Annotated in this window: 15 protein-coding genes, 1 pseudogene and 1 riboswitch; of the genes and pseudogenes, 2 read left to right on the top strand and 14 right to left on the bottom strand. The window is 29.9% G+C overall.

Going from position 1 to position 20,362, the window contains the following annotated elements:
* Nucleotides 1–80 precede the first annotated feature (80 nt).
* From ACVHXK_RS16825 to ACVHXK_RS16815, 3 genes are all read right to left on the bottom strand, one after another.
* Nucleotides 81–380: a hypothetical protein gene (locus ACVHXK_RS16825; RefSeq protein ID WP_461207568.1), complete on the bottom strand. Its 300-nt coding sequence runs from the start codon at nt 378–380 to the stop codon at nt 81–83.
* 386 nt (nt 381–766) lie between these two features.
* Nucleotides 767–2,362, bottom strand: a complete 1,596-nt coding sequence (locus tag ACVHXK_RS16820) for a carbon starvation CstA family protein (protein ID WP_461207567.1) — start codon at nt 2,360–2,362, stop codon at nt 767–769.
* A gap of 61 nt (nt 2,363–2,423) precedes the next feature.
* Nucleotides 2,424–2,930 (bottom strand): hypothetical protein, encoded by a 507-nt coding sequence (locus ACVHXK_RS16815; RefSeq protein ID WP_461207566.1) that lies wholly within the window; start codon nt 2,928–2,930, stop codon nt 2,424–2,426.
* A gap of 656 nt (nt 2,931–3,586) precedes the next feature.
* Between ACVHXK_RS16815 and ACVHXK_RS16810 the strand changes: the two genes are divergently transcribed.
* Nucleotides 3,587–5,578, top strand: a complete 1,992-nt coding sequence (locus ACVHXK_RS16810) for a fructose-1,6-bisphosphatase (RefSeq protein WP_461207565.1) — start codon at nt 3,587–3,589, stop codon at nt 5,576–5,578.
* A 333-nt stretch (nt 5,579–5,911) separates the two neighbouring features.
* On the opposite strand, the gene pflB is transcribed toward ACVHXK_RS16810, so the two are convergent.
* The 8 genes from pflB to pap form a co-directional block, all read right to left on the bottom strand.
* A complete protein-coding gene (gene pflB / locus ACVHXK_RS16805; RefSeq protein ID WP_461207564.1) occupies nt 5,912–8,140 on the bottom strand; it encodes a formate C-acetyltransferase in 2,229 nt (742 codons plus the stop codon).
* Nucleotides 8,141–8,214: 74 nt separating this feature from the next.
* Nucleotides 8,215–8,299, bottom strand: a riboswitch (ZMP/ZTP riboswitch).
* A gap of 172 nt (nt 8,300–8,471) precedes the next feature.
* Entirely contained in the window at nt 8,472–9,530 is a 1,059-nt protein-coding gene (leuB, locus tag ACVHXK_RS16800) for a 3-isopropylmalate dehydrogenase (protein ID WP_461207563.1), read from the bottom strand.
* The gene (leuD, locus tag ACVHXK_RS16795) at nt 9,530–10,018 is read right to left on the bottom strand and encodes a 3-isopropylmalate dehydratase small subunit (RefSeq protein WP_461207562.1); all 489 of its coding nucleotides are present in this window, start codon (nt 10,016–10,018) and stop codon (nt 9,530–9,532) included. Before leuD ends, leuB begins: the two co-directional genes overlap by 1 nt.
* A complete protein-coding gene (leuC, locus tag ACVHXK_RS16790; protein ID WP_461207561.1) occupies nt 10,018–11,283 on the bottom strand; it encodes a 3-isopropylmalate dehydratase large subunit in 1,266 nt (421 codons plus the stop codon). Before leuC ends, leuD begins: the two co-directional genes overlap by 1 nt.
* Nucleotides 11,284–11,826: 543 nt before the next feature.
* Entirely contained in the window at nt 11,827–13,329 is a 1,503-nt protein-coding gene (locus ACVHXK_RS16785; RefSeq protein ID WP_461207560.1) for a 2-isopropylmalate synthase, read from the bottom strand.
* A 629-nt stretch (nt 13,330–13,958) separates the two neighbouring features.
* A complete protein-coding gene (locus ACVHXK_RS16780; RefSeq protein ID WP_461207559.1) occupies nt 13,959–14,117 on the bottom strand; it encodes a hypothetical protein in 159 nt (52 codons plus the stop codon).
* 261 nt (nt 14,118–14,378) lie between these two features.
* Nucleotides 14,379–14,987, bottom strand: coding sequence for a hypothetical protein (locus ACVHXK_RS16775; protein ID WP_461207558.1), 609 nt, complete (start codon nt 14,985–14,987; stop codon nt 14,379–14,381).
* An 18-nt stretch (nt 14,988–15,005) separates the two neighbouring features.
* Nucleotides 15,006–16,490 (bottom strand): polyphosphate:AMP phosphotransferase, encoded by a 1,485-nt coding sequence (gene pap, locus ACVHXK_RS16770; protein WP_461207557.1) that lies wholly within the window; start codon nt 16,488–16,490, stop codon nt 15,006–15,008.
* 415 nt (nt 16,491–16,905) lie between these two features.
* On the opposite strand from pap, the pseudogene ACVHXK_RS16765 reads away from it, so the two are divergent.
* Nucleotides 16,906–17,073: pseudogene (locus tag ACVHXK_RS16765) on the top strand (uracil-DNA glycosylase family protein); the annotation flags it as partial.
* 11 nt (nt 17,074–17,084) lie between these two features.
* Here ACVHXK_RS16765 and ACVHXK_RS16760 read toward each other — a convergent pair.
* The 3 genes from ACVHXK_RS16760 to ACVHXK_RS16750 form a co-directional block, all read right to left on the bottom strand.
* Nucleotides 17,085–18,350 (bottom strand): GHKL domain-containing protein, encoded by a 1,266-nt coding sequence (locus tag ACVHXK_RS16760; RefSeq protein WP_461207556.1) that lies wholly within the window; start codon nt 18,348–18,350, stop codon nt 17,085–17,087.
* Nucleotides 18,351–18,690: 340 nt separating this feature from the next.
* Nucleotides 18,691–19,563, bottom strand: a complete 873-nt coding sequence (locus tag ACVHXK_RS16755) for a zf-HC2 domain-containing protein (RefSeq protein WP_461207555.1) — start codon at nt 19,561–19,563, stop codon at nt 18,691–18,693.
* The gene (locus ACVHXK_RS16750; RefSeq protein ID WP_461207554.1) at nt 19,556–20,044 is read right to left on the bottom strand and encodes an RNA polymerase sigma factor; all 489 of its coding nucleotides are present in this window, start codon (nt 20,042–20,044) and stop codon (nt 19,556–19,558) included. The genes ACVHXK_RS16755 and ACVHXK_RS16750 overlap by 8 nt, the downstream gene beginning before the upstream one ends.
* Between the last annotated feature and the right edge of the window lie 318 nt (nt 20,045–20,362).

The raw sequence follows: 20,362 nt of genomic DNA, 5'->3' as shown, positions 1-20,362 counted from the left end.
CTCGACTGAACTTTCATCAGTTAGTATGGTCCAGCTTAGCTGGACGCACTGCATTGTGCATTGTGCATTGTGCATTGCCTCTAAGCATCCAGATCAAAGTCTCCAAATTTCTCCATCCATATTTCTTTTCTATCCATCATCCTTTTTTGCCAATGCTCTAAATCATCAGCTATATATGGTAATATTTCTAGTGTGTAATATGTTGTTGGTATAGGTAGCCCTAATAAATCAGCATTGCACAATAAAATAAAATTATCCATTATAGTATGCGCTTCTTTTTCAAGCATTGCACTTGATTTTCTATTATAATCTGTAGCTCCTTTAAAAAACAATCCTAAGTCTCTTGCAAACTCTTTAACTCCATATTTTTCTTCTGACACCATATCACTTCCTTTAAGTTATCTTACTATTATTATACAATAACTCTTTAAAACAATACACCCTTCTTTTAAAACATAGAGTGCAATGTGCAATTAATGATATTTTAGCGAAGCTAAAACGAATCTAAAATTAAAGATTTTGTGACTGCAAGGAACAAAATCCTCCTTAATTGCTAATTGCAAATTGCTAATTGCAAATTGCTAATTGCAAATTTTTTTAATCTTTTGATCTTTTGATCTTTTAACTTCACTCTATCTTTTAAAAAGCTCTGCAAGCTGCACTCTTCTTTGAAAAAACCACTATTCCTTCAAAAAAGTTTATTTTAAAAAAATAAAGCTAACACCAAAGGCGCTAGCTTTATTTGAATTTCATTATTTACATTTTATTATTTATCACTTAATGCTTTTATACCTTCTTTGATAAGTACAAATGAAAGTACTAATAATACTACAGCAATAATTAATAATGGAAGACCAGCTACTGTAAATCCTACAATTTTAGATTGAATTAATAATATTAAAGCACAAATTGTAACGATAAACATAAATACAGTTGGTATAAGAGCCATTTTGTTTTCTTTTCCTTGTTTCTTTAAGTAAACAGCTAAAGATAATAGAGCTAAAGCTGCAAGTAATTGGTTCGCAGAACCAAATATTGGCCATATCTTTCCGTATCCCATAAATGTAATAGCTCCACCAAGTACAACAGTAATACCTGTAGAGAAATACATATTTGTTAATATTGTTTGTTTTCCATCACCTTTATCAAACATTTCTTGGAAGATAAATCTAGCAAGTCTTGTTGCAGTATCTAGTGAAGTTAAAGCAAATGCAGATATTGCAAGCACTGTGAAAGATACACCTGTTGCAACTGGTAAACCAAATGATCCCATAAATTCTCCAAGACCTTGTGAGAATACACCTATTGGTCCGCCTGCTATTCCTGCTAATGTATCAGAAGTTACATATGCAGCAGTTATTAAAGCTAATATTGCTAAGAAACCTTCTATAAGCATTGAACCATAACCAATAAGTTTAATATCTTTTTCATTATCTATTTGCTTAGAAGTTGTACCTGATCCAACAAGTGAGTGGAAACCAGAAATTGCACCACAAGCAACAGTAATAAATAAGATTGGGAATAAATATTGTCCATCTTTAGGAGCAAATCCAGCAAATGCTGGAGCTTCAATTGAAGGATTAGTAAAGATTATACCTATAGCACCGCCAATAAGCATAGCATATAATAAGAAAGAGTTTAAGTAATCTCTAGGTTGTAATAAAATCCAAACTGGAGTTACAGAAGCAATTGCAATGTAAAGTAAAAGGATAATTACCCATACATTATAGCTTAAGCTTAATGGGAATTTCATACCTAAGAATATACATAAGAACAATAAAGCTACTCCGATAACAGTACTTATAGCAAGTCCTGCACCTCTTCTATAAACTAAGAAACCAAATATTACAGCTAAAGCTATAAACATTAATGATGATGATGCAGCGTCAGGGTGAGCAGCAAAAACTGTTGCACAGATAGAAGTAAATGCACCAACTACAAGTAATAAAGTTAACCAAGCAAACCAAGCAAATAATCTTTTACCTGTGTCGCCCATGTTTTCACCAATAACTTGTCCTATTGATTTACCTTCATGTCTTACAGATGCGAATAATGCACCCATATCATGAACTCCACCGAAGAAAATAGATCCGATGATAATCCATAAAGCAACTGGCAACCAACCAAACATTATAGCAGCGATTGGTCCAACTATTGGAGCCGCTCCTGCGATAGATGAAAAGTGATGTCCTAATAATACTGGAGCTTTTGCTGGAACATAGTCAACTCCATCTTCCTTTGTGTGAGCTGGAGTTTTTCTACTTGGGTCTATACCCCATTTTTTAGCAAGCCAACTACCATAAGTAGCGTAAGCAGTAACAAAACATACGATTGCGATTAATATAATTACTAATGCGTTCATTTAAGAACCCCCTTAAGTATAATATAAATATATAAAAACTTAAAATTAAGTTTTTAACAAATTAATTTTGGAATAAAAATCTCTTGCCTTCTTTTTTGGCAAATCTATTACTATATAACTCGTCCTTTTCTAAATCAATAACCATCAATCTAACATCTGACCATCCATTTAACCCAAATTTAAAGCTTTTATGAAATTTAAATTTCTTAATTGCTTTTAATGTTTCGTCATCAATACCATTATCAACAGTTATAATAAAATTGAAAATACTACTCATATGTTCCTTATCTACATGTACCATTTCATTAATATTACTTTCTATAAATTCCTTTATTGTTTCAATATCACTAATTTTCAAAGTTTCCTCAAAGTGCTCATAAAAAACATATTCATCTGTTTTAAATGCATATATTTCAGCATTCTTTACTAACATATACTTTGCATTTCTTTGATTAAAACTCGCATACAAATCAAACTTTTTATTATATACTTCTTTATCTAAATCAACATTAAAATATGCATCTAAACTATCTTTTAACTTTTCTTTGTAACTAACAGAATTCAACATTAGTTCCCCCCAAAAATTTCTTCACCACAATTTTTAAAAATTAACTTTTTATTAATACTAATTCCATATTTATTCTACAATATTATAAAAATAATGTCAATTTCCATTTTCGTTTTATCAATAGATTTATGTGTATTCCCAAATATTATACACCCTTCTTTGTAAACCTTTACCATTATCTTAAAAAAATATATTCCTTTGGGAACAAGTATATTATACATTAAAATATTCTTAGTAGCATTAAATTATCCTAACTAATCAAAATATATACATAAAATGCTACTATTTATACATTAAATACAATAATATAAATTGATACTATTTTGCTATCATTTATATAAAATAACCGCATTATTTTTGCATTACTTTATGTATATATTATTATATTAGTAATTTATATTATTTACAAGCAAATTATTTGCTTCCATGTGAAAATTTATGTTTTATCTACATCTAAAAGAAATATAAATAATACTTTAATATAAACTCTCTATATGCTATACAAATGTTATTTATGCCTTATATTTATATAAATATTTAACTAATTATAACTTTTTCCAATTAAAAAGTATATACTAATCTACAATTTTGCTATATACTATAATATTAGATGGGGTTTATTGTAAGTTTACACAATATTACTAGGGGGTATATGCATGACCTTTTGTGACGAAAACAATATTGATTTAATAATTAAGGATTTAAAATATCTTAAACTTTTGGCTAAAAAATATCCAACAATTTCAGATGCTAGCACAGAAATAATTAATCTTCAAGCAATTCTTAATCTCCCAAAGGGAACGGAGCACTATATTTCAGACATTCATGGCGAATACGAATCTTTTACACATATGCTAAAAAACGCTTCTGGTGTAATTAAAAGGAAAATAAATGATGTTTTTGGAAATTCACTAAGGGAAAAAGAAAAGATTTTACTTCTTACCCTTATTTATTATCCTAAAGAAAAACTAGAACTAATAAAAGAAGAGGAAACTAATATAAATGAATGGTATCAAATAACTTTACTTAGATTGGTAGCAATTTGTAGACAAATATCTTCAAAATATACAAGATCAAAAGTAAGAAAAGCTCTACCTAAAGATTTCGCATATATTATAGAAGAATTGCTACATGAGCATAATGACACTTCAAACAAGCAACAATATTACAATGGAATAATTCAAACCATTATTGATTTAGAAAGAGCCGATCAATTCATAATAGCTATTTCAAGGGTAATACAACGCCTTGTAGTAGATAGGCTTCATATAGTTGGAGATATATACGATAGAGGTCCTGGTGCCGAAATAATTATGGATAAATTAAAAAAACATCATTCCTTAGATATTCAATGGGGTAACCATGACTTATTGTGGATGGCAGCTTCTGCCGGAAGTGCCGCATGCATAGCAAATGTTTTAAGAATATCATTAAAGTATGCTAATTTAAACACCATTGAAGATGGTTATGGAATAAATCTTCTCCCTCTAGCTACTTTTGCAATAGAATTTTACAATGAAGATCCTTGTTCAAATTATATTCCTAAAATAGTTGGAAAATCTATTTCTAACAGAGAAAAGGATTTATTAAAAAAGATGCATAAAGCAATCTCTATTATCCAATTTAAATTAGAAGGACAACTTATATTAAAACATCCTGATTTTAATATGGATGACCGCCTTTTACTCGAAAAAATTAATTTTGAAAATAAAACAATTAAATTATATGGAAAAGAATACCCTATGATAGATACAAACTTTCCTACATTAGATAAAGAAAACAGATACAAACTTACAGAAGAAGAAAAAAGACTAATTAAAAAACTACAAAATTCATTTTTGCATAGTGAAAAATTGCAACAACACATTAGATTTTTATATTCAAAAGGTTCAATGTATCTTGTTTATAATTCTAATTTACTTTTCCACGGATGTCTTCCTTTAACCAAAGATGGAGAGTTTAAAGAGGTCTTAATCGAAGGTAAATCCTACAAAGGTAAAGCTTTATTAGATAAATTTGACTCAATTTCAAGAGAAGCTTATTACTTAAAGGATGATAACAAAGATAGCACCCTTGCCCTCGATCTTATGTGGTACCTCTGGTGTGGTCCAGATTCACCTCAGTTTGGGAAAAATAAAATGACTACTTTCGAAAGATACTATATAGAAGATAAGAACACTCACAAAGAAAACTTATCCTATTACTATAATTATAGGGATAATATAGATTTTGTAAAAAAATTGCTTCAAGAATTTAATTTAGATTTTAAAACTAGTCATGTTGTAAATGGCCACGTACCTGTCAAACGTAAAAATGGAGAATCAGCAATAAAGGCCGGTGGAAAACTTCTAGCAATAGATGGTGGATTTTGTAAGGCTTATCATCCAACAACAGGAATTGCTGGCTACACTTTAGTTTACAATTCTTACGGAATAATTTTAATATCACATAAACCTTTTGATTCAACTAAAAAAGCTATTGAAGAAAATAAAGATATGATCTCAAGTTCCGTTATTCTTGAACATGCTTTAGAAAGAAAAAGAGTCAATGATACAGATAAGGGAGTTAAAATCAAAGAACAAATTAAAGAATTAGAAATGTTATTAATAGCATATAGAAAAGGGCTTATTAAAGAAGAAAATCATTAACTCATTTAATAAAGGCTCTGTTTTAGAATATTGTTGATATCAAAACTTTTGCTAAGTAAATTAGTTTAGTTCAAATAATAATTAGCAATTTGCAATTTTCAATTTGCAATTAAGGTTAATTCTCTCCCTGCGGTCGAGAATCTTAAATTATTTAATTAATTCAAAGATTTTGCGTAGCAAAATCTACATAAATTGCTAATTGCTAATTGAACATTGCTAATATTTTACAAATAAAAATTATTAATTTAAACAATACCTTATAAATCAACAACTCTTTGCAACATAGCCAATAATAAAAAAACGATTCTGCTAAAAAGCAGAATCGTTTTTTTATTAAATAGCTTTATGGAATGTTCTTGAAATTACTTCTTGTTGCTGTTCTCTTGTAAGTCTATTAAAATGAACCGCATATCCTGAAACTCTTATAGTTAAGTTTGGATATTTATGAGGATTATCCATTGCATCTAATAATGTTTCTCTATTAAATACATTAACATTCAAATGGTGTGCCTTTTGTTCAAAGTATCCATCTAATATAGAAACAAGATTGCTCTTTCTATCTTCTTCTACTTTTCCTAAAGCTTCTGGAACGATGGAAAACGTATTTGAAACACCATCTTGACAAACATCTTCATATGGTATTTTTGCTACAGAGTTAAGTGACGCAAGTGCCCCATTTGTATCTCTTCCATGCATTGGGTTTGCTCCTGGTGCAAATGGCTCTCCAGCTTTTCTTCCATCAGGAGTAGCTCCTGTTTTTTTACCATATACAACATTTGAAGTAATAGTTAAAACTGATAATGTTTTTTTGGCATTCCTATATGTTGGATATTTATTCAATTCAGCCATAAATTTCTCTACAATTTCTACTGCAATTGAGTCAACTCTATCATCATCATTACCGTATTTAGGGAAATCTCCTTCTATATCAAAATCAACTGCTATTCCATCTTTATATACTGGTCTTACTTTAGCATATTTTATTGCACTTAAAGAATCAGCCACAACGGATAATCCAGCCACACCATATGCCATAATTCTTTCAACCTCAGTATCATGAAGAGCCAATTGGCCTGCTTCATAAGCATATTTATCATGCATGTAATGAATTATATTCATAGTATTTGCATACAATTCTGCTACATATTCTAATGATTTATAAAAACTATCTTTTACTTTATCATATTCTAATACTTCATCATCAATTCTTTCAAGGTTTGGTATAGTTAAAATTCCTTTTTTCTCATCTACTCCACCATTAATAGCATAAAGAAGTGATTTTCCTAAATTACATCTAGCTCCAAAGAATTGCATTTGTTTTCCAACCTTCATTGCAGAAACGCAACAAGCTATTGCATAATCATCACCATAAATCGGTCTCATTAAATCATCATTTTCATATTGAATAGAATCAGTTTTTATGGAAATTGATGCACAGTATTCTTTAAACGCCTTAGGTAACTGCTCTGCCCAAAGAATTGTCATATTTGGCTCAGGTGCTGGTCCTAAATTAATTAATGTATGAAGATATCTAAATGAATTTTTAGTAACAAGTGGTCTGCCATCAAGGCCTATTCCACCTATAACCTCTGTTACCCAGTTAGGATCTCCTGCAAATAATTCATTATATTCTGGTGTTCTTAAATGTCTTTCTAATCTTAGCTTAATAATAAATTGATCTATTAACTCCTGTGCTTCTACTTCAGTTAAAGTACCATTTTTAATATCTTTTTCAATAAATATATCAAGGAATGTACTTGTTCTACCTAAAGACATTGCTGCCCCATTGTTTTCTTTTATAGCAGCTAAGTATCCAAAGTATACAAATTGTACAGCTTCTGTAGCATTTTTAGCTGGTTTAGAAACATCTATACCATAGGCAGCCGCCATATTTTTTATTTTATTAAGAGCTCTAATTTGTTCTTCAACTTCTTCTCTTAGTCTCATTAAGTTTTCTGTCATTAAACCTTTTAAATTTTTCTTATCTTCTCTTTTCTTTTGAATTAAGAAATCAATACCATATAAAGCTATTCGTCTATAATCCCCAATTATTCTTCCTCTACCATATGCATCAGGTAGCCCTGAAAGCAAACCAGTTTTCCTTGCTAATCTTGTTTCTTCAGGATATACATCAAAAACACCTTGATTGTGAGTTTTTCTTATCTCACTAAATGTTTTATGCAAGTCCTTATCTACTTCAAACCCGTATGCTTTAAGGGCACCTTCCACCATTCTAATACCACCATATGGATTTATCATTCTTTTTAATGGACCATCTGTTTGAAGTCCTACTATTGTTTCATTATCTTTATCAATATATCCAGCTGCAAAGTTATCTATGCCCGATATATTATCATGGTCAATATCTAATACGCCTTTTTTAAGTTCTTCTGCTAGTAGCTCTTCGCATTGTTCCCAAATCTTTTTTGTTTTAGATGAAGTAGCTTCTAAAAAGCTCTCATCTCCTTCATATAAAGTAAAATTCTTTTGAATAAAATCTCTTACATCAATGTTTTCACACCAATCTCCTTGGTTAAATTCTTGCCACTCATTAAATTTCATTTTTTTCTCCTCCTCAATCACCATTAGTTAGTTGATAATAATTCTCAATGCTATCAGGAAAAAATGACCTCCTGGACTTGTGCCCAGACGGTCGGCAATATGCTAAATTACACTCCTTTGTGGTTAAATCCACATTATCCGTCAGTCATGTAATCTGTTATACAAGGTTTTCTTAACTACAAGTTTATAATAACATTGTAGTTTTAGTGTGTCAACGACATAAAACGAACTTTCTTTGTTATTCGTAATTTTCTAAAAATAATAACTTTTGTATCAATTTGCTCTATTTCGACAAATATATGTCATTCTTTCTATGTTATTTATAATCATTTTAAAGAAATTCAAGAATCAAATCTCCCATCTTTTCTGTAGTAACAAGTTTCTTATCCTCTTCCATAATATCTAAAGTTCTATACCCTTCTTTAAGCACTTTAGAAACTGATGAATTTATAGCAATACTAGCTTCCTCTAAACCAAATGAATATTTAAGCATCATTGCTACACTAATAATTGTCGCTATAGGGTTAGCTTTACTTTCTCCTGCTATATCTGGAGCTGATCCATGTACAGGTTCATATAATCCAAAATTATCATACCCTAAACTAGCTGATGGCAACATACCTAATGATCCTGTTATAGTTGATGCAGCATCGCTTAAGATATCACCGAACATATTTCCTGTTAAAATAACATCAAAATAATTTGGATTTTTAATTAATTGCATTGCAGCATTGTCTACATACATAAATTCAAGTTCTACTTCTTTATATTGGCCTGATAATTCTTTAATTACCTTTCTCCATAATCGTGAATTATCTAGTACATTCGCTTTATCCACAAGAGTAACTTTCTTACCCCTTTTAAGTGCAGCTTCAAAAGCAACTTTTCCAATTCTCTCTATTTCATCTCTACTATACTTCATAGTATCGTAAGCATATTCAACTTCACCATCTATAATATGTTCTCTATGACCAAAATAAATTCCACCAGTAAGTTCTCTTACTATAAGAATATCTAAATCAGGATTAATATTTTTAAGTGGTGATGCATCCATCAATTCTTCAAATACAACAGCAGGCCTCAAATTTGCAAAAAGACTAAGTTCTTTTCTTATTTTAAGTAATCCAGCCTCTGGTCTATCATTTCCCTTTAAGTCATCCCATTTAGGACCACCTACAGCTCCTAATAATACTGCATCTGAATTTTTACATAATTCAAGAGTTTCTTGTGGCAAAGGTGACTTCATTTTGTCAATTCCATCCCCACCTATAAGTGCCTCATTGAATTCAAATTTCAAATCAAACTTTTGACCAATTTTCTTAAGAACTTTAACGGCTTCTCTTGTAACCTCAGGTCCTATTCCATCACCAGGTAATACTGCTATCTTCATTACCCATCCATCCTCTCTCTAGTTAAATTTACAAGTCCATTTTTATCAATTATTTCTTGGATAAATTCAGGGAATGGTTCTCCTTTATACTCTTTTCCTTTAGAAATATTTTTTATTATTCCTGTGGAAAGTTCTATCTCTATTTCATCTCCATCTTCTATATCTTTTGCAGCTTCTATGCACTCAATAATAGGTAGTCCAATATTGATAGAATTTCTATAGAAAATCCTTGCAAAACTCTCTGCTATTACACATTTTATACCAGATGTCTTAATTGCAACTGGAGCATGTTCTCTTGAAGAGCCACAACCAAAATTTTTACCAGCAACTATAATTTTTCTACCTTTTGCTTTTTCTTTAAATTCTTTATCTATATCTTCCATACAATGCTCTGCTAAATCTTCTTCCTTACTAGAATTTAAATATCTTGCTGGAATAATTACATCTGTATCCACGTTATCACCGTATTTAATAGTAAAACTTTTCATTACTTAGCTACCTCCTCTGGTGATGATATTTTACCTGTTATAGCTGATGCCGCTGCAACTGCCGGACTTGCAAGGTAAACTTCACTTTCTGTACTCCCCATTCTTCCTACAAAGTTTCTATTAGTAGTAGATACTGCTCTTTCTCCTTTTGCAAGTATACCCATATGTCCCCCTAGACAAGGTCCACAAGTTGGTGTACTAAATACTGCTCCTGCATCTATAAATATTTCAGCTAAACCTTCTTTCATAGCTTGCTTGTATATTTTTTGTGTCCCTGGAATAATAATTGCCCTAACATCTCTATGGATAGTATTTCCTTTTAATATCTGCGCTGCCATTCTCAAATCTTGAATTCTACCATTAGTACAAGATCCAATAACTACTTGATCAATTTTTATATCTTCTATTTCATCAAAAGTCTTTGCATTTTCAGGCAAATGTGGGAAAGCAACGGTAGGTTTTATTGTGGCTAAATCAATATGGATTTCTTGTACATATTCAGCATTATCATCAGCTTTATATACTTTAAATTCTTTAGTACTATGCTCATTTATATACTCCATTGTTATATCATCTACATCAAAAATACCATTTTTAGCTCCAGCTTCAATAGCCATATTAGCAATAGTAAATCTATCATCTATATTTAGGTTTTTTAATCCATCACCTGAAAACTCCATAGATTTATATCTTGCTCCTTCTACCCCTATCATACCAATAATGTGCAAAATTACATCTTTACCACTAACCCATTTCTTCATCTTTCCTGTTATATTAAATTTAATTCCCTCAGGAACTTTAAACCAACATTCCCCCGTTACCATTCCAACTCCCATATCTGTACTTCCAACCCCAGTTGAAAAAGCTCCTAACGCTCCATAAGTACAAGTATGAGAATCTGCTCCAATAACAACATCTCCTGCAGTAACTAAACCTTTTTCTGGTATTAATGCGTGTTCTATACCCATCCTTCCAACTTCAAAATAGTTCTTAATCTCCATTTCCCGGGAAAAGTTTCTACACTCTACACATTGCTCTGCAGATTTTATATCCTTGTTTGGAGTAAAATGGTCTGGTACAATAGCTATTTTCTCTTTGTCAAAAACCTCTTTAGCCCCCATTTTTTTAAACTCTTTAATGGCAACTGGTGTTGTAATATCATTACCAAGTACCAAATCCAACTTTGCTTTTATTAATTGTCCTGCATTTACCTCTTCTAACCCAGCATGCTTTGCTAGTATCTTTTGTGTCATTGTCATACCCATGTTTTTAAGCCCCTCTCTATTTATATGATATTTATTAAATTACTTTGATTTTCTCAAAATACTTTATACACACTAATCCAATGCACACCCAAATGCACAATTATCAATGCACAATGCACTTGAGAATCAAATGCACAATTATCAATGCACAATGCACTTGAGAATCAAATGCACAATTATCAATGCACAATGCACAATTATGGATGATTCTCTTCATTCTTCAGAGAATCTTTATTTTATAAAAGATTCTGAAACTATTAAAGATATCCAACTATACTTGTGTATCGGTAAGATACTCCTAAAAGAAGATCAATCTTTATAAAACAATATATCCATTATATAATAATTCCTATAATTACAATTATCTTCTGAACTTGTTAGAATAATGATTTTCCAAAGCAAAATCCAATTCCTAAATTAAAGATTTTCTGACCAAAGGGAAGAAAATCAACCTAAATTGTGCATTGTGAATTGTGCATTGTGCATTATCTTTTGAACTTATCCTTTGAACTTAATTGTGCATCGTGCATCGTGCATTGTTTTTTATTTATTTCTATATTTATTTATCGCATTTATATATGCCTTAGCACAAGATTCTATAATATTTGTACTAAGTCCTTTACCAATATATTTTTTACCATCAATCCCCAGTAACACTCTAACTTCTCCTTGTGCATCTGTTCCTCTTGTTACAGCCTTAATGGAGAACTCCAATAACTTTGCGTTAACATCAAGAATTCTTTCTAATGCATTAAACATTGAATTAATCGGGCCATCTCCAACTGCTGCTTCTTCATAATCCTTTTTTTCTATGGCAATTTTGACGGTTGAAGTAGATGTTATTGTACTTCCTGTTGTTATATGGAAACTTTTCAATTCTACTTCTTCAACAAGTTGAACAACTTCCTCTAATATTATTGCTTCAATATCATCCTCTAAAACTTCTTTCTTTCTATCAGCTAAATCTTTAAATTTCACAAATGCAATATTAAGGTTTTCTTTAGATAAACTATATCCCATTTCATTTATTTTTTCTTCGAATGCATGTCTTCCAGAATGTTTTCCAAGAACCATATTATTTTCTTTTAATCCTACAGATTCAGGTGTCATAATCTCATATGTTTCTCTTTTATTAAGAACACCGTGCTGATGAATTCCTGATTCATGTGCAAAAGCATTTGCCCCAACTACAGCCTTATTTGCTTGAATAGCAACCCCCGTAAGTGAGCTAACCAATGATGATGTTCTATGAATATGCTGTGTATTCACTCCAGTATCTTTTTCAAAATAATCTTTTCTAGTTTTGAGTGCCATAACAACTTCTTCTAGTGCTGCATTACCAGCTCTCTCACCAAGTCCATTGATGGCACATTCGATTTGAACTGCACCATTTTCAATTGCTGCCAATGAATTTGCAACAGCAAGTCCTAAATCATTATGACAATGAACGCTTATCTGTGCCTTATCGATATTAGGAACATTATCAATTATGCCTTTAATAAACTTGCCAAACTCACCTGGTGTTGCATACCCTACTGTGTCTGGTATATTAACTACATTTGCACCTGCATCAATAACCGCTTCTAATACCTCATATAAAAATTCCGGTTCTGATCTACTCCCATCTTCAGGCGAAAATTCAATATCATCGCATAAAGATTTCGCATAACTAACCATTTCTACTGCTTTTGTCTTAACTTCCTCTCTGGTCATCTTTAATTTATACTCCATATGAATTTCTGAAGTTGCAATAAAAGTATGAATCCTAGATTTCTTAGCATACTTAAGTGCTTCCCATGCCCTATCTATATCTTTTTTATTTGCTCTAGCTAGACCTGCTACAATTGCATTTTCTATTTCATTAGCTATCAATTTAACCCCTTCAAAATCTCCATTAGATGCTATTGGAAACCCAGCTTCAATTACATCTACCCCTAATCTCTCTAATTGCTTAGCTATTTGAAGTTTTTCATACGGATTCAAACTAACCCCCGGTGTTTGTTCCCCATCTCTTAGCGTTGTATCAAAAATTATAATCTTCCCCATTATAAATGCCCCCTTATTTTTGCTTAACTCTAAATTTATATTCTAATAATTATTCTTGCTTATATATTAATTTTTCTTTGTATTTTAATGTGCAAATTGCTAATTAAAATTTAAACTAATATTTTTATTTAAACAATAATTTAGAATTAAAAAATAGTATAAAAAAACACACCCTCTCCTTTTGGAGCGAGTGTGTCGCGGTACCATCCAATTTTATGCTTAATTATTTTAACGACTGTGCCGGTAGAATTTTTAGTCCCTACAGCTCTAAGGCAAGTTCAATAGTTTCTAAATAGAGGTTCTCAGCTTTTCCTCTTCTCTGTAGAATGTCTAACTATCTAGTACTCCTCTTCAAAGCTTTTTGATATTAATTTATAATTTACATAAATCACTCGAGCGATATTACCGAAAATTTAAATTTATACAGTATCTTAACTTAATTTCTCAAATGTGTCAACAAATCAACCTATACTGAGCATAATTAACCTAAAAGATATTTTTTTTGTATCAAAATTCAACGTTATTTATAAAAACAGCGCAGTATTTTTATAAATAAAAACATTTTATCTTTCTCATATTTAAAAACAAAAAAGATAATAGCCTATTTGCTATTATCATTATTGTTGCGATTATAAAATCATAAACATAGAATCATAATCGTCGTCATTATCCTCAGATTTTTGTGAGGATTTTAATTCAATCAGGTAATCAAAGTACTGTTTACTACCTTCAAAATAATTTTCCTGCTCTTGAGAATTTACATCATTTCTGTTTTTATACCTAGTCATTTAATAGCCCCCTTTTATTTATATTGCCCCAAATATTTATTTAATATTTATATGAATTGTAGCATAGGAAATGGTGGCTATCAATTAATAATACTGCTTACTTTTTAGCAAAAATTTACTACTAATTTCATTTCAAAATAATAAATATATGAAAATAAAATAATTTTGTTTATCTTTACAAACTTAAACGCTTACATATTTAATACATAGCAACTTTTTTTTATTTTTATTTTTCTCTTTTGTTGTACAAATTGAAAAATATTATTTATTATTTATTATTGCTCCCACTTCACTTAAAAGTTTTTCATCATTTATACCTGGATATAATTCATTAAGTATCATTATCCTGCTACAAATAGCGTCTCTTTCTTCTTCACTATAATCTTCTTCACTTAACAAATTATGTAATTTCATCTTGTTAATTTCAATTTCTAAATAGGATAATTTCCTATCTTCTTCAATCAATTTAATATTTAGTTCTTTTTTAATATTTTCAATTTCTTTAACTTTAATATTATAATCCTTCATGATTTTTTTTAATTTTTTTGAATAATTAGTTTCAAAGCCAAAAATTCTATTGTTTGTGATTAGTACTTTTTCTTCCAATTTACTTTTGTATGTATCAATTTCTTCTTCTAAATCAAATTTAAGCGCATCAATAAATTTTCTTTTTACAAATAGAAATATAACTATTGAAATAACAAATATTGAAATAAAAATAACACTTACCATTAATATATTATAAATCGTAGTATTAGATTCTAATTTTTTACCAACCAAAATCAAAGATGTCATCAATAAGATAACAGCTAAAAATATTAGTAACACTTCAATCAATTCCATGGATTTTAGTTTTCTTCTGCCTGCCATATTTACCACCTTATTTATCTATAATTTAGTTTCAATTGCATCAATAACTGTTTTTAGAGCTTTTACTCTAGCATAATATTTATCGTTTGACTCAATTACAGTCCACGGTGAAGTTGTAGTACTAGTTCTTAATAGCATTTCATTAACTGCTTTTTCATATTGAGGATACTTTTCACGATTTCTCCAATCCTCATCAGTTATTTTCCACTGCTTTTCAGGATTATTTTCTCTTTCTTGAAATCTTTGCAATTGAATATCCTGATCTATATGTATCCAAAACTTGACTATAACTGCGCCAAAATTTATAAATTGTTTTTCCATCTCATTGATTTCTCTATATGAGCGTTTCCATTCAGTTTCACTACAAAAACCTTCAACTCTTTCAACAAGAACTCTACCATACCAAGACCTATCAAAAATCGTTATGTGACCACCTTTAGGCACTTCTTTCCAAAATCGCCATAAATAATGATGATCAAGTTCCTCTCTACTAGGAGCTGCAATAGGGATAACTTCATATCCTCTTGGGTCCATTTTTTTTGTAAGTCTTTTTATATTTCCACCTTTACCTGCTGCATCCCATCCTTCATATAGAATAATTACTGGAATTCTTTTTTTATATATTTTATATTCTAATTGACGAATCTTCTTTTGATATACTTTGATTTTTTCTTTATACTCTTCTCTTTCTAGTTTTTTTGTTAAATCTATACTTGAGAGAATTGATTTTTTAACTTCTTTAGTATTTGATTCATCAGCGCTTATTATATTATTTTGCAATGTTTTTTCTTCTACTCTTTTGATTTTTTCTTCTAAAACTTCAATTGTTTTTTCCAAAACCTTTATAGTAGCAAATCTTACATTATTTGCTTCTACGACTGTCCAAGATGAATATTCCTTGTTAGTCTTATCAATCATCTCTTCTATTAAGGGTACATATTCATCGTACTTTTTGTTATCTTTCCAATCATCTTTTGTTATTCTCCATGAGGTTGCCTTGCTTTGTTGTAGTTCTATAAATCTTTTCTCCTGTTCTTTTTTATCTATATGCATAAAAAATTTGAGTATAATATTACCATCATCTGCCAATTGTCTCTCAAAATTTACAATATCCTCAAACGCTTTTCCAACAGCTTTCTTATCTAATTTTATGTCCATACGCTCACTTAGCACTCTTCTATACCAACTTCTATCAAATATAGCTATCTTACCTCTTAAAGGCGTTTTTGTCCAAAATCTCCAAAGAAACGGTCTTAATCTTTCTTCCTCAGTTGGCTCATCAGTTGTATAAACTTTAAAATGCCTTGGATCTAAGGGAAGAATAAGATTATTAATTATAGTTCCTTTGCCGGAAGCACTCCAACCTTCAAATACTAATATTATTGGGATTTTTAATTCTTTAGCTTTTCTTTGAAGATATGGAAGTTTTCTCTCTATCTCTTTTATTTTTTCCTTATATACATCTTTATCTATATTTTTTGATAAATCTATTTTATTAAGCATTTTTCCCTCCGTTCAATCCTATATTTAATAATTATTATAGCACATATACAATTTCCTTAATATAATCATGTCTAAACAATACAATTCAAAACTAATCTGATAAATATCCTTGTAAATTTTCTATAACTTTTAATTTATACATTCATTATGTTAACTATCTAAAATTACAGTTTCCCATTAATTTTATAATATTATATTTGTTTCTAATAATGTAGTTATCTGTTATAATGTAAAATATTTAATTGTTAGGAGAGAACTGTAAATGGCTGATTGGATTGAACTTGAAAAAATGTGTAGTGATTGCACAAAATGTACTTTACACAAAACTTGAAATAATATGGTTTTAGGGCAAGGTAGCCTCCATACTGACTTAATGTTTATAGGTGAAGCCCCTGGTTAACAAGAAGATTTATCTGGTATCCCTTTTGTAGCTAAATCTGGTCAACTTTTCGATAAAATTCTCACAGCAGTTGATATTTTCAGAGAAGAAATCTACATAGCTAATATTCTAAAATGCAGCAAAATCAAAAGTACGTGTACGGCAAAAAGCCCCAGCTCAGCTGTTGCTTTCTTAATTACATAAGACATAATAATTTATAAGATGATGCTTGTTTTAAACATTCCATTTTCTGCTGTAAAAGAATATGCTCCATTATATTTTTCTGCTATAGCTGCAATACTTTTTGTACCAAGACCATGATTTTCGGACTTACTTATTGGTATTTCGTCAACCATCATGATCTTGCCTTCAAAGCTATTAGTTATTTTTATTAACAACTTGTCATTTTTTGTTTTACATAAAATTTTCAAGATTTTATCATTTGAACCCTTAATATCGGTTAAAGCATTTATAGCATTTTCAATAGCATTTGAAAAAATTAGACAAAGATCCATATCGGATACAGCTAATTCCCTTGGAAGCTCAATCTGAGTTTTAACATTTATGTTCTCTTCCTTTGCTTTTGTAATATAGAAATGTATAATCAAATTAAGTGAATAATTACTGCAATATGTTTCAACAGCAAGACTCTCAATGTTTTTTTCAACCTCTGTGATATATTTTTGTGCAGCTTCTTTGTTGTTATCGGCAAGATATGCATTAATAAGATTAAGATGGTGTCTCATATCATGTCGATAAATGATTGTTTTTTCCTGAGATTCTTTTAACGATTCAACATTCTGTTTTGATGCCATTATTTGTATTTGCAGCAAGTTCTGTTCATTTTGCAAAGTGAGTTGTTCTCTTGTTTGTTTAAAAAGCCATAAAATCATAATATAAGATACAAGTGTAAAAATAAGCCCTCTTATACTTGGCGCTAAAGTGGTTTGTGATATTACCGTTCCCAAATCATAATTACCAGCGGAATAAGTAAGTATAGAGTAAGTAAGTGGAATAACACAAAATCCTAGCCAACCTTTTTCTGTATTACGCAACATGTAAAGAATATATGGTCGAAAATATCTATAAGTAATAAACCCAGTAGGTATATACAGAATTACGCTAATAACATCCATTATTGCCTTACTAAAACCAAAAAAACTCGAAATCAAAATTGCTAATAAAACGATTGCTGAAACTAAAGCAATAACAGTTAAATGGACAAATACTAATTTTATTCCTTTATACTTTGATACAAAAAGAAAAGCTATAAATAGCGGTATCTGAGCAAGAATAGTATATAATTTCATAAAAGTTTCATATCCAAAATTTATCCAAACAAAAGAATCAACAACAATCATGAAAGCCACGAACAATGCCATAAAATAAAGGTCTTTCTTCTGTTTAACTTCAAAATCTATAAGCATACATACCACAATAGTTGCAAAAGTAAGGGTAAGAATAAGCCATATTAAATCCATAATATTTTCCACCTCATCATTTTATCTTAATATAGTTTTCAAATATAATCTTAACACTTAGTAGAAATTTATAAGATAAAATATTATTTTCTGAAATTAAAAAAGCTTGTCCTGTTGAATAAGTTCTCCCTTACTTCAGTTGCAAGCACAATACAGTTTATTTCTTTATCTTATATTTTATTAATAATAGTTACAGTATATCAAAAATAATATTAAAAAACTAGTAATTTACCACTTGCGTTTAGCAAGGAACATGAGTTTTTTATATAGAAAAAATTATTGCTTAATTGCAACTTATCCATTCCAAAAACACTAAAAGCCCTTGAAATCAAGGACTTTCTTAATGCTTCTTTTTATACAAAATATAAAACAGAAAATAAATAGGTATTGCTAAAAGCAAAATCAAATAAAAATCACGAGTTGCTGAATATGAGGTAGCATTAAATCCTGTAATCATAACATGACTTACAAAGTAAGAAATAGGAACAAATAGAATCTTCACTATGATAGCTTTAACCTTTTCTTTCTTTCTGAATATTAGAAAGAAAAGCACCAAAACAAATGCAATTAACATATCAAGAGTAATATAGTAATTCAAAAACATTCGTGGCAAGGTAATAGCACCGCCATTATAAATTGGATTTATGCCATATATTACTTTGTCCTCTTGTCCGCCGTTAGATACATAATAAATCGTGTTCACTTCTTCATTATTTGGGTTCACTATAATAGTTTGGGATTTTGTAGCGCCAATAATTTCATTCCATACTGTATTATAAATACTAATATCATATATTCCTTGCTCTCTTTGTGTTAGTTCATATTCTCCTACAAAAGAAAGCGTTACACTGCCATTATTCTCATCTGCAGTAATAATCTCAGATGATTGAGTATAGGGTATATATTCAGGTGCTGTTAGGTATGCAAATGATAATATTACAACCATGGCTGAAATAATAGCTGAGAGCATTGCAGTAAATACTCGTTTTTTCTTTATATCTAAACCTATTTTTTTCAGAAATGCTATGTCATCTTTTTCAGTTATAACAACTGTTGGTGTTTCTAAATGGGATTTTAATAATGAAAGTTCCTTTTTACAGTCATTACAACTTAGCAGATGTTCTTCAACAAGTTTCTTCGTGTCTTCGCTAACAATGTTATCCGCATATAAAGGCAAAATATCCTTTACAATGTTGCAGTTTATTTTATTCACTATGATCACCCTCCATTTGTTCTAATATTTGTTTTTTAGCTCGGTAATAAGTAACTCTCGCCCAACTTTCAGTTTTGGTGAAAATTAAACTGATCTTATTGAAAGATAGACTACCGAAAAATCTTAACATAAAAACTTCTTTATATGGTTCACCCATATTGTGCAAAATTTTTAGTATCAAAATAGATTGTTCTTTTAATATTAAATTATCCAAAACATTAGTTTTACTATCCACATTGTCCTCAAGATTGTAAAGCGAGGAATTTTTTTGCCGATTATACTCTGTATAATATGTGTTTCGTGCTATAGTAAAAAGCCATGCTTTAATATCTTTTCGTCCGTCAAATGTATGAATGTTCTTTATTGCTTTTAAAAATGTGTCTTGTGTAATATCTTCTGCAACGGCTTTATTTTGTGATAAACCATATAGGAATGTATATACATCTTTAAAATACAATTTATATACTTGTTCAAATTCCAAATTCGACTCCTCCTTTCACCTTACTAACTAATGAAATATGATTTCGTTACAAAGTTTTTTAAAAAAGCTGCCTACAAATGCAGACAGCTTTACTAAATGGTATATAAATAATCTTCCCTACAAATTTCTATTAGTCAGTTTGAAAGTCTATGCCTAATCATCTTTATTTAATTTCCTTCAGATAAAATAACTCTTTCATATAATAAGCAAGTTCGTCGACTATGTCTCCTCGCAAAGACCTTCATAGCCATCAACCTAAGAATACAATTTTATTCCAATGCTTGATGGCTATTTTAATTTATACAATTGGAAATTAAA

The sequence above is a fragment of the Clostridium sp. DL1XJH146 genome (genome assembly GCF_054819755.1).
The sequence above is the reverse complement of the archived record's forward strand: the minus strand, read 5'-3'. Positions and strand labels throughout refer to the sequence as shown.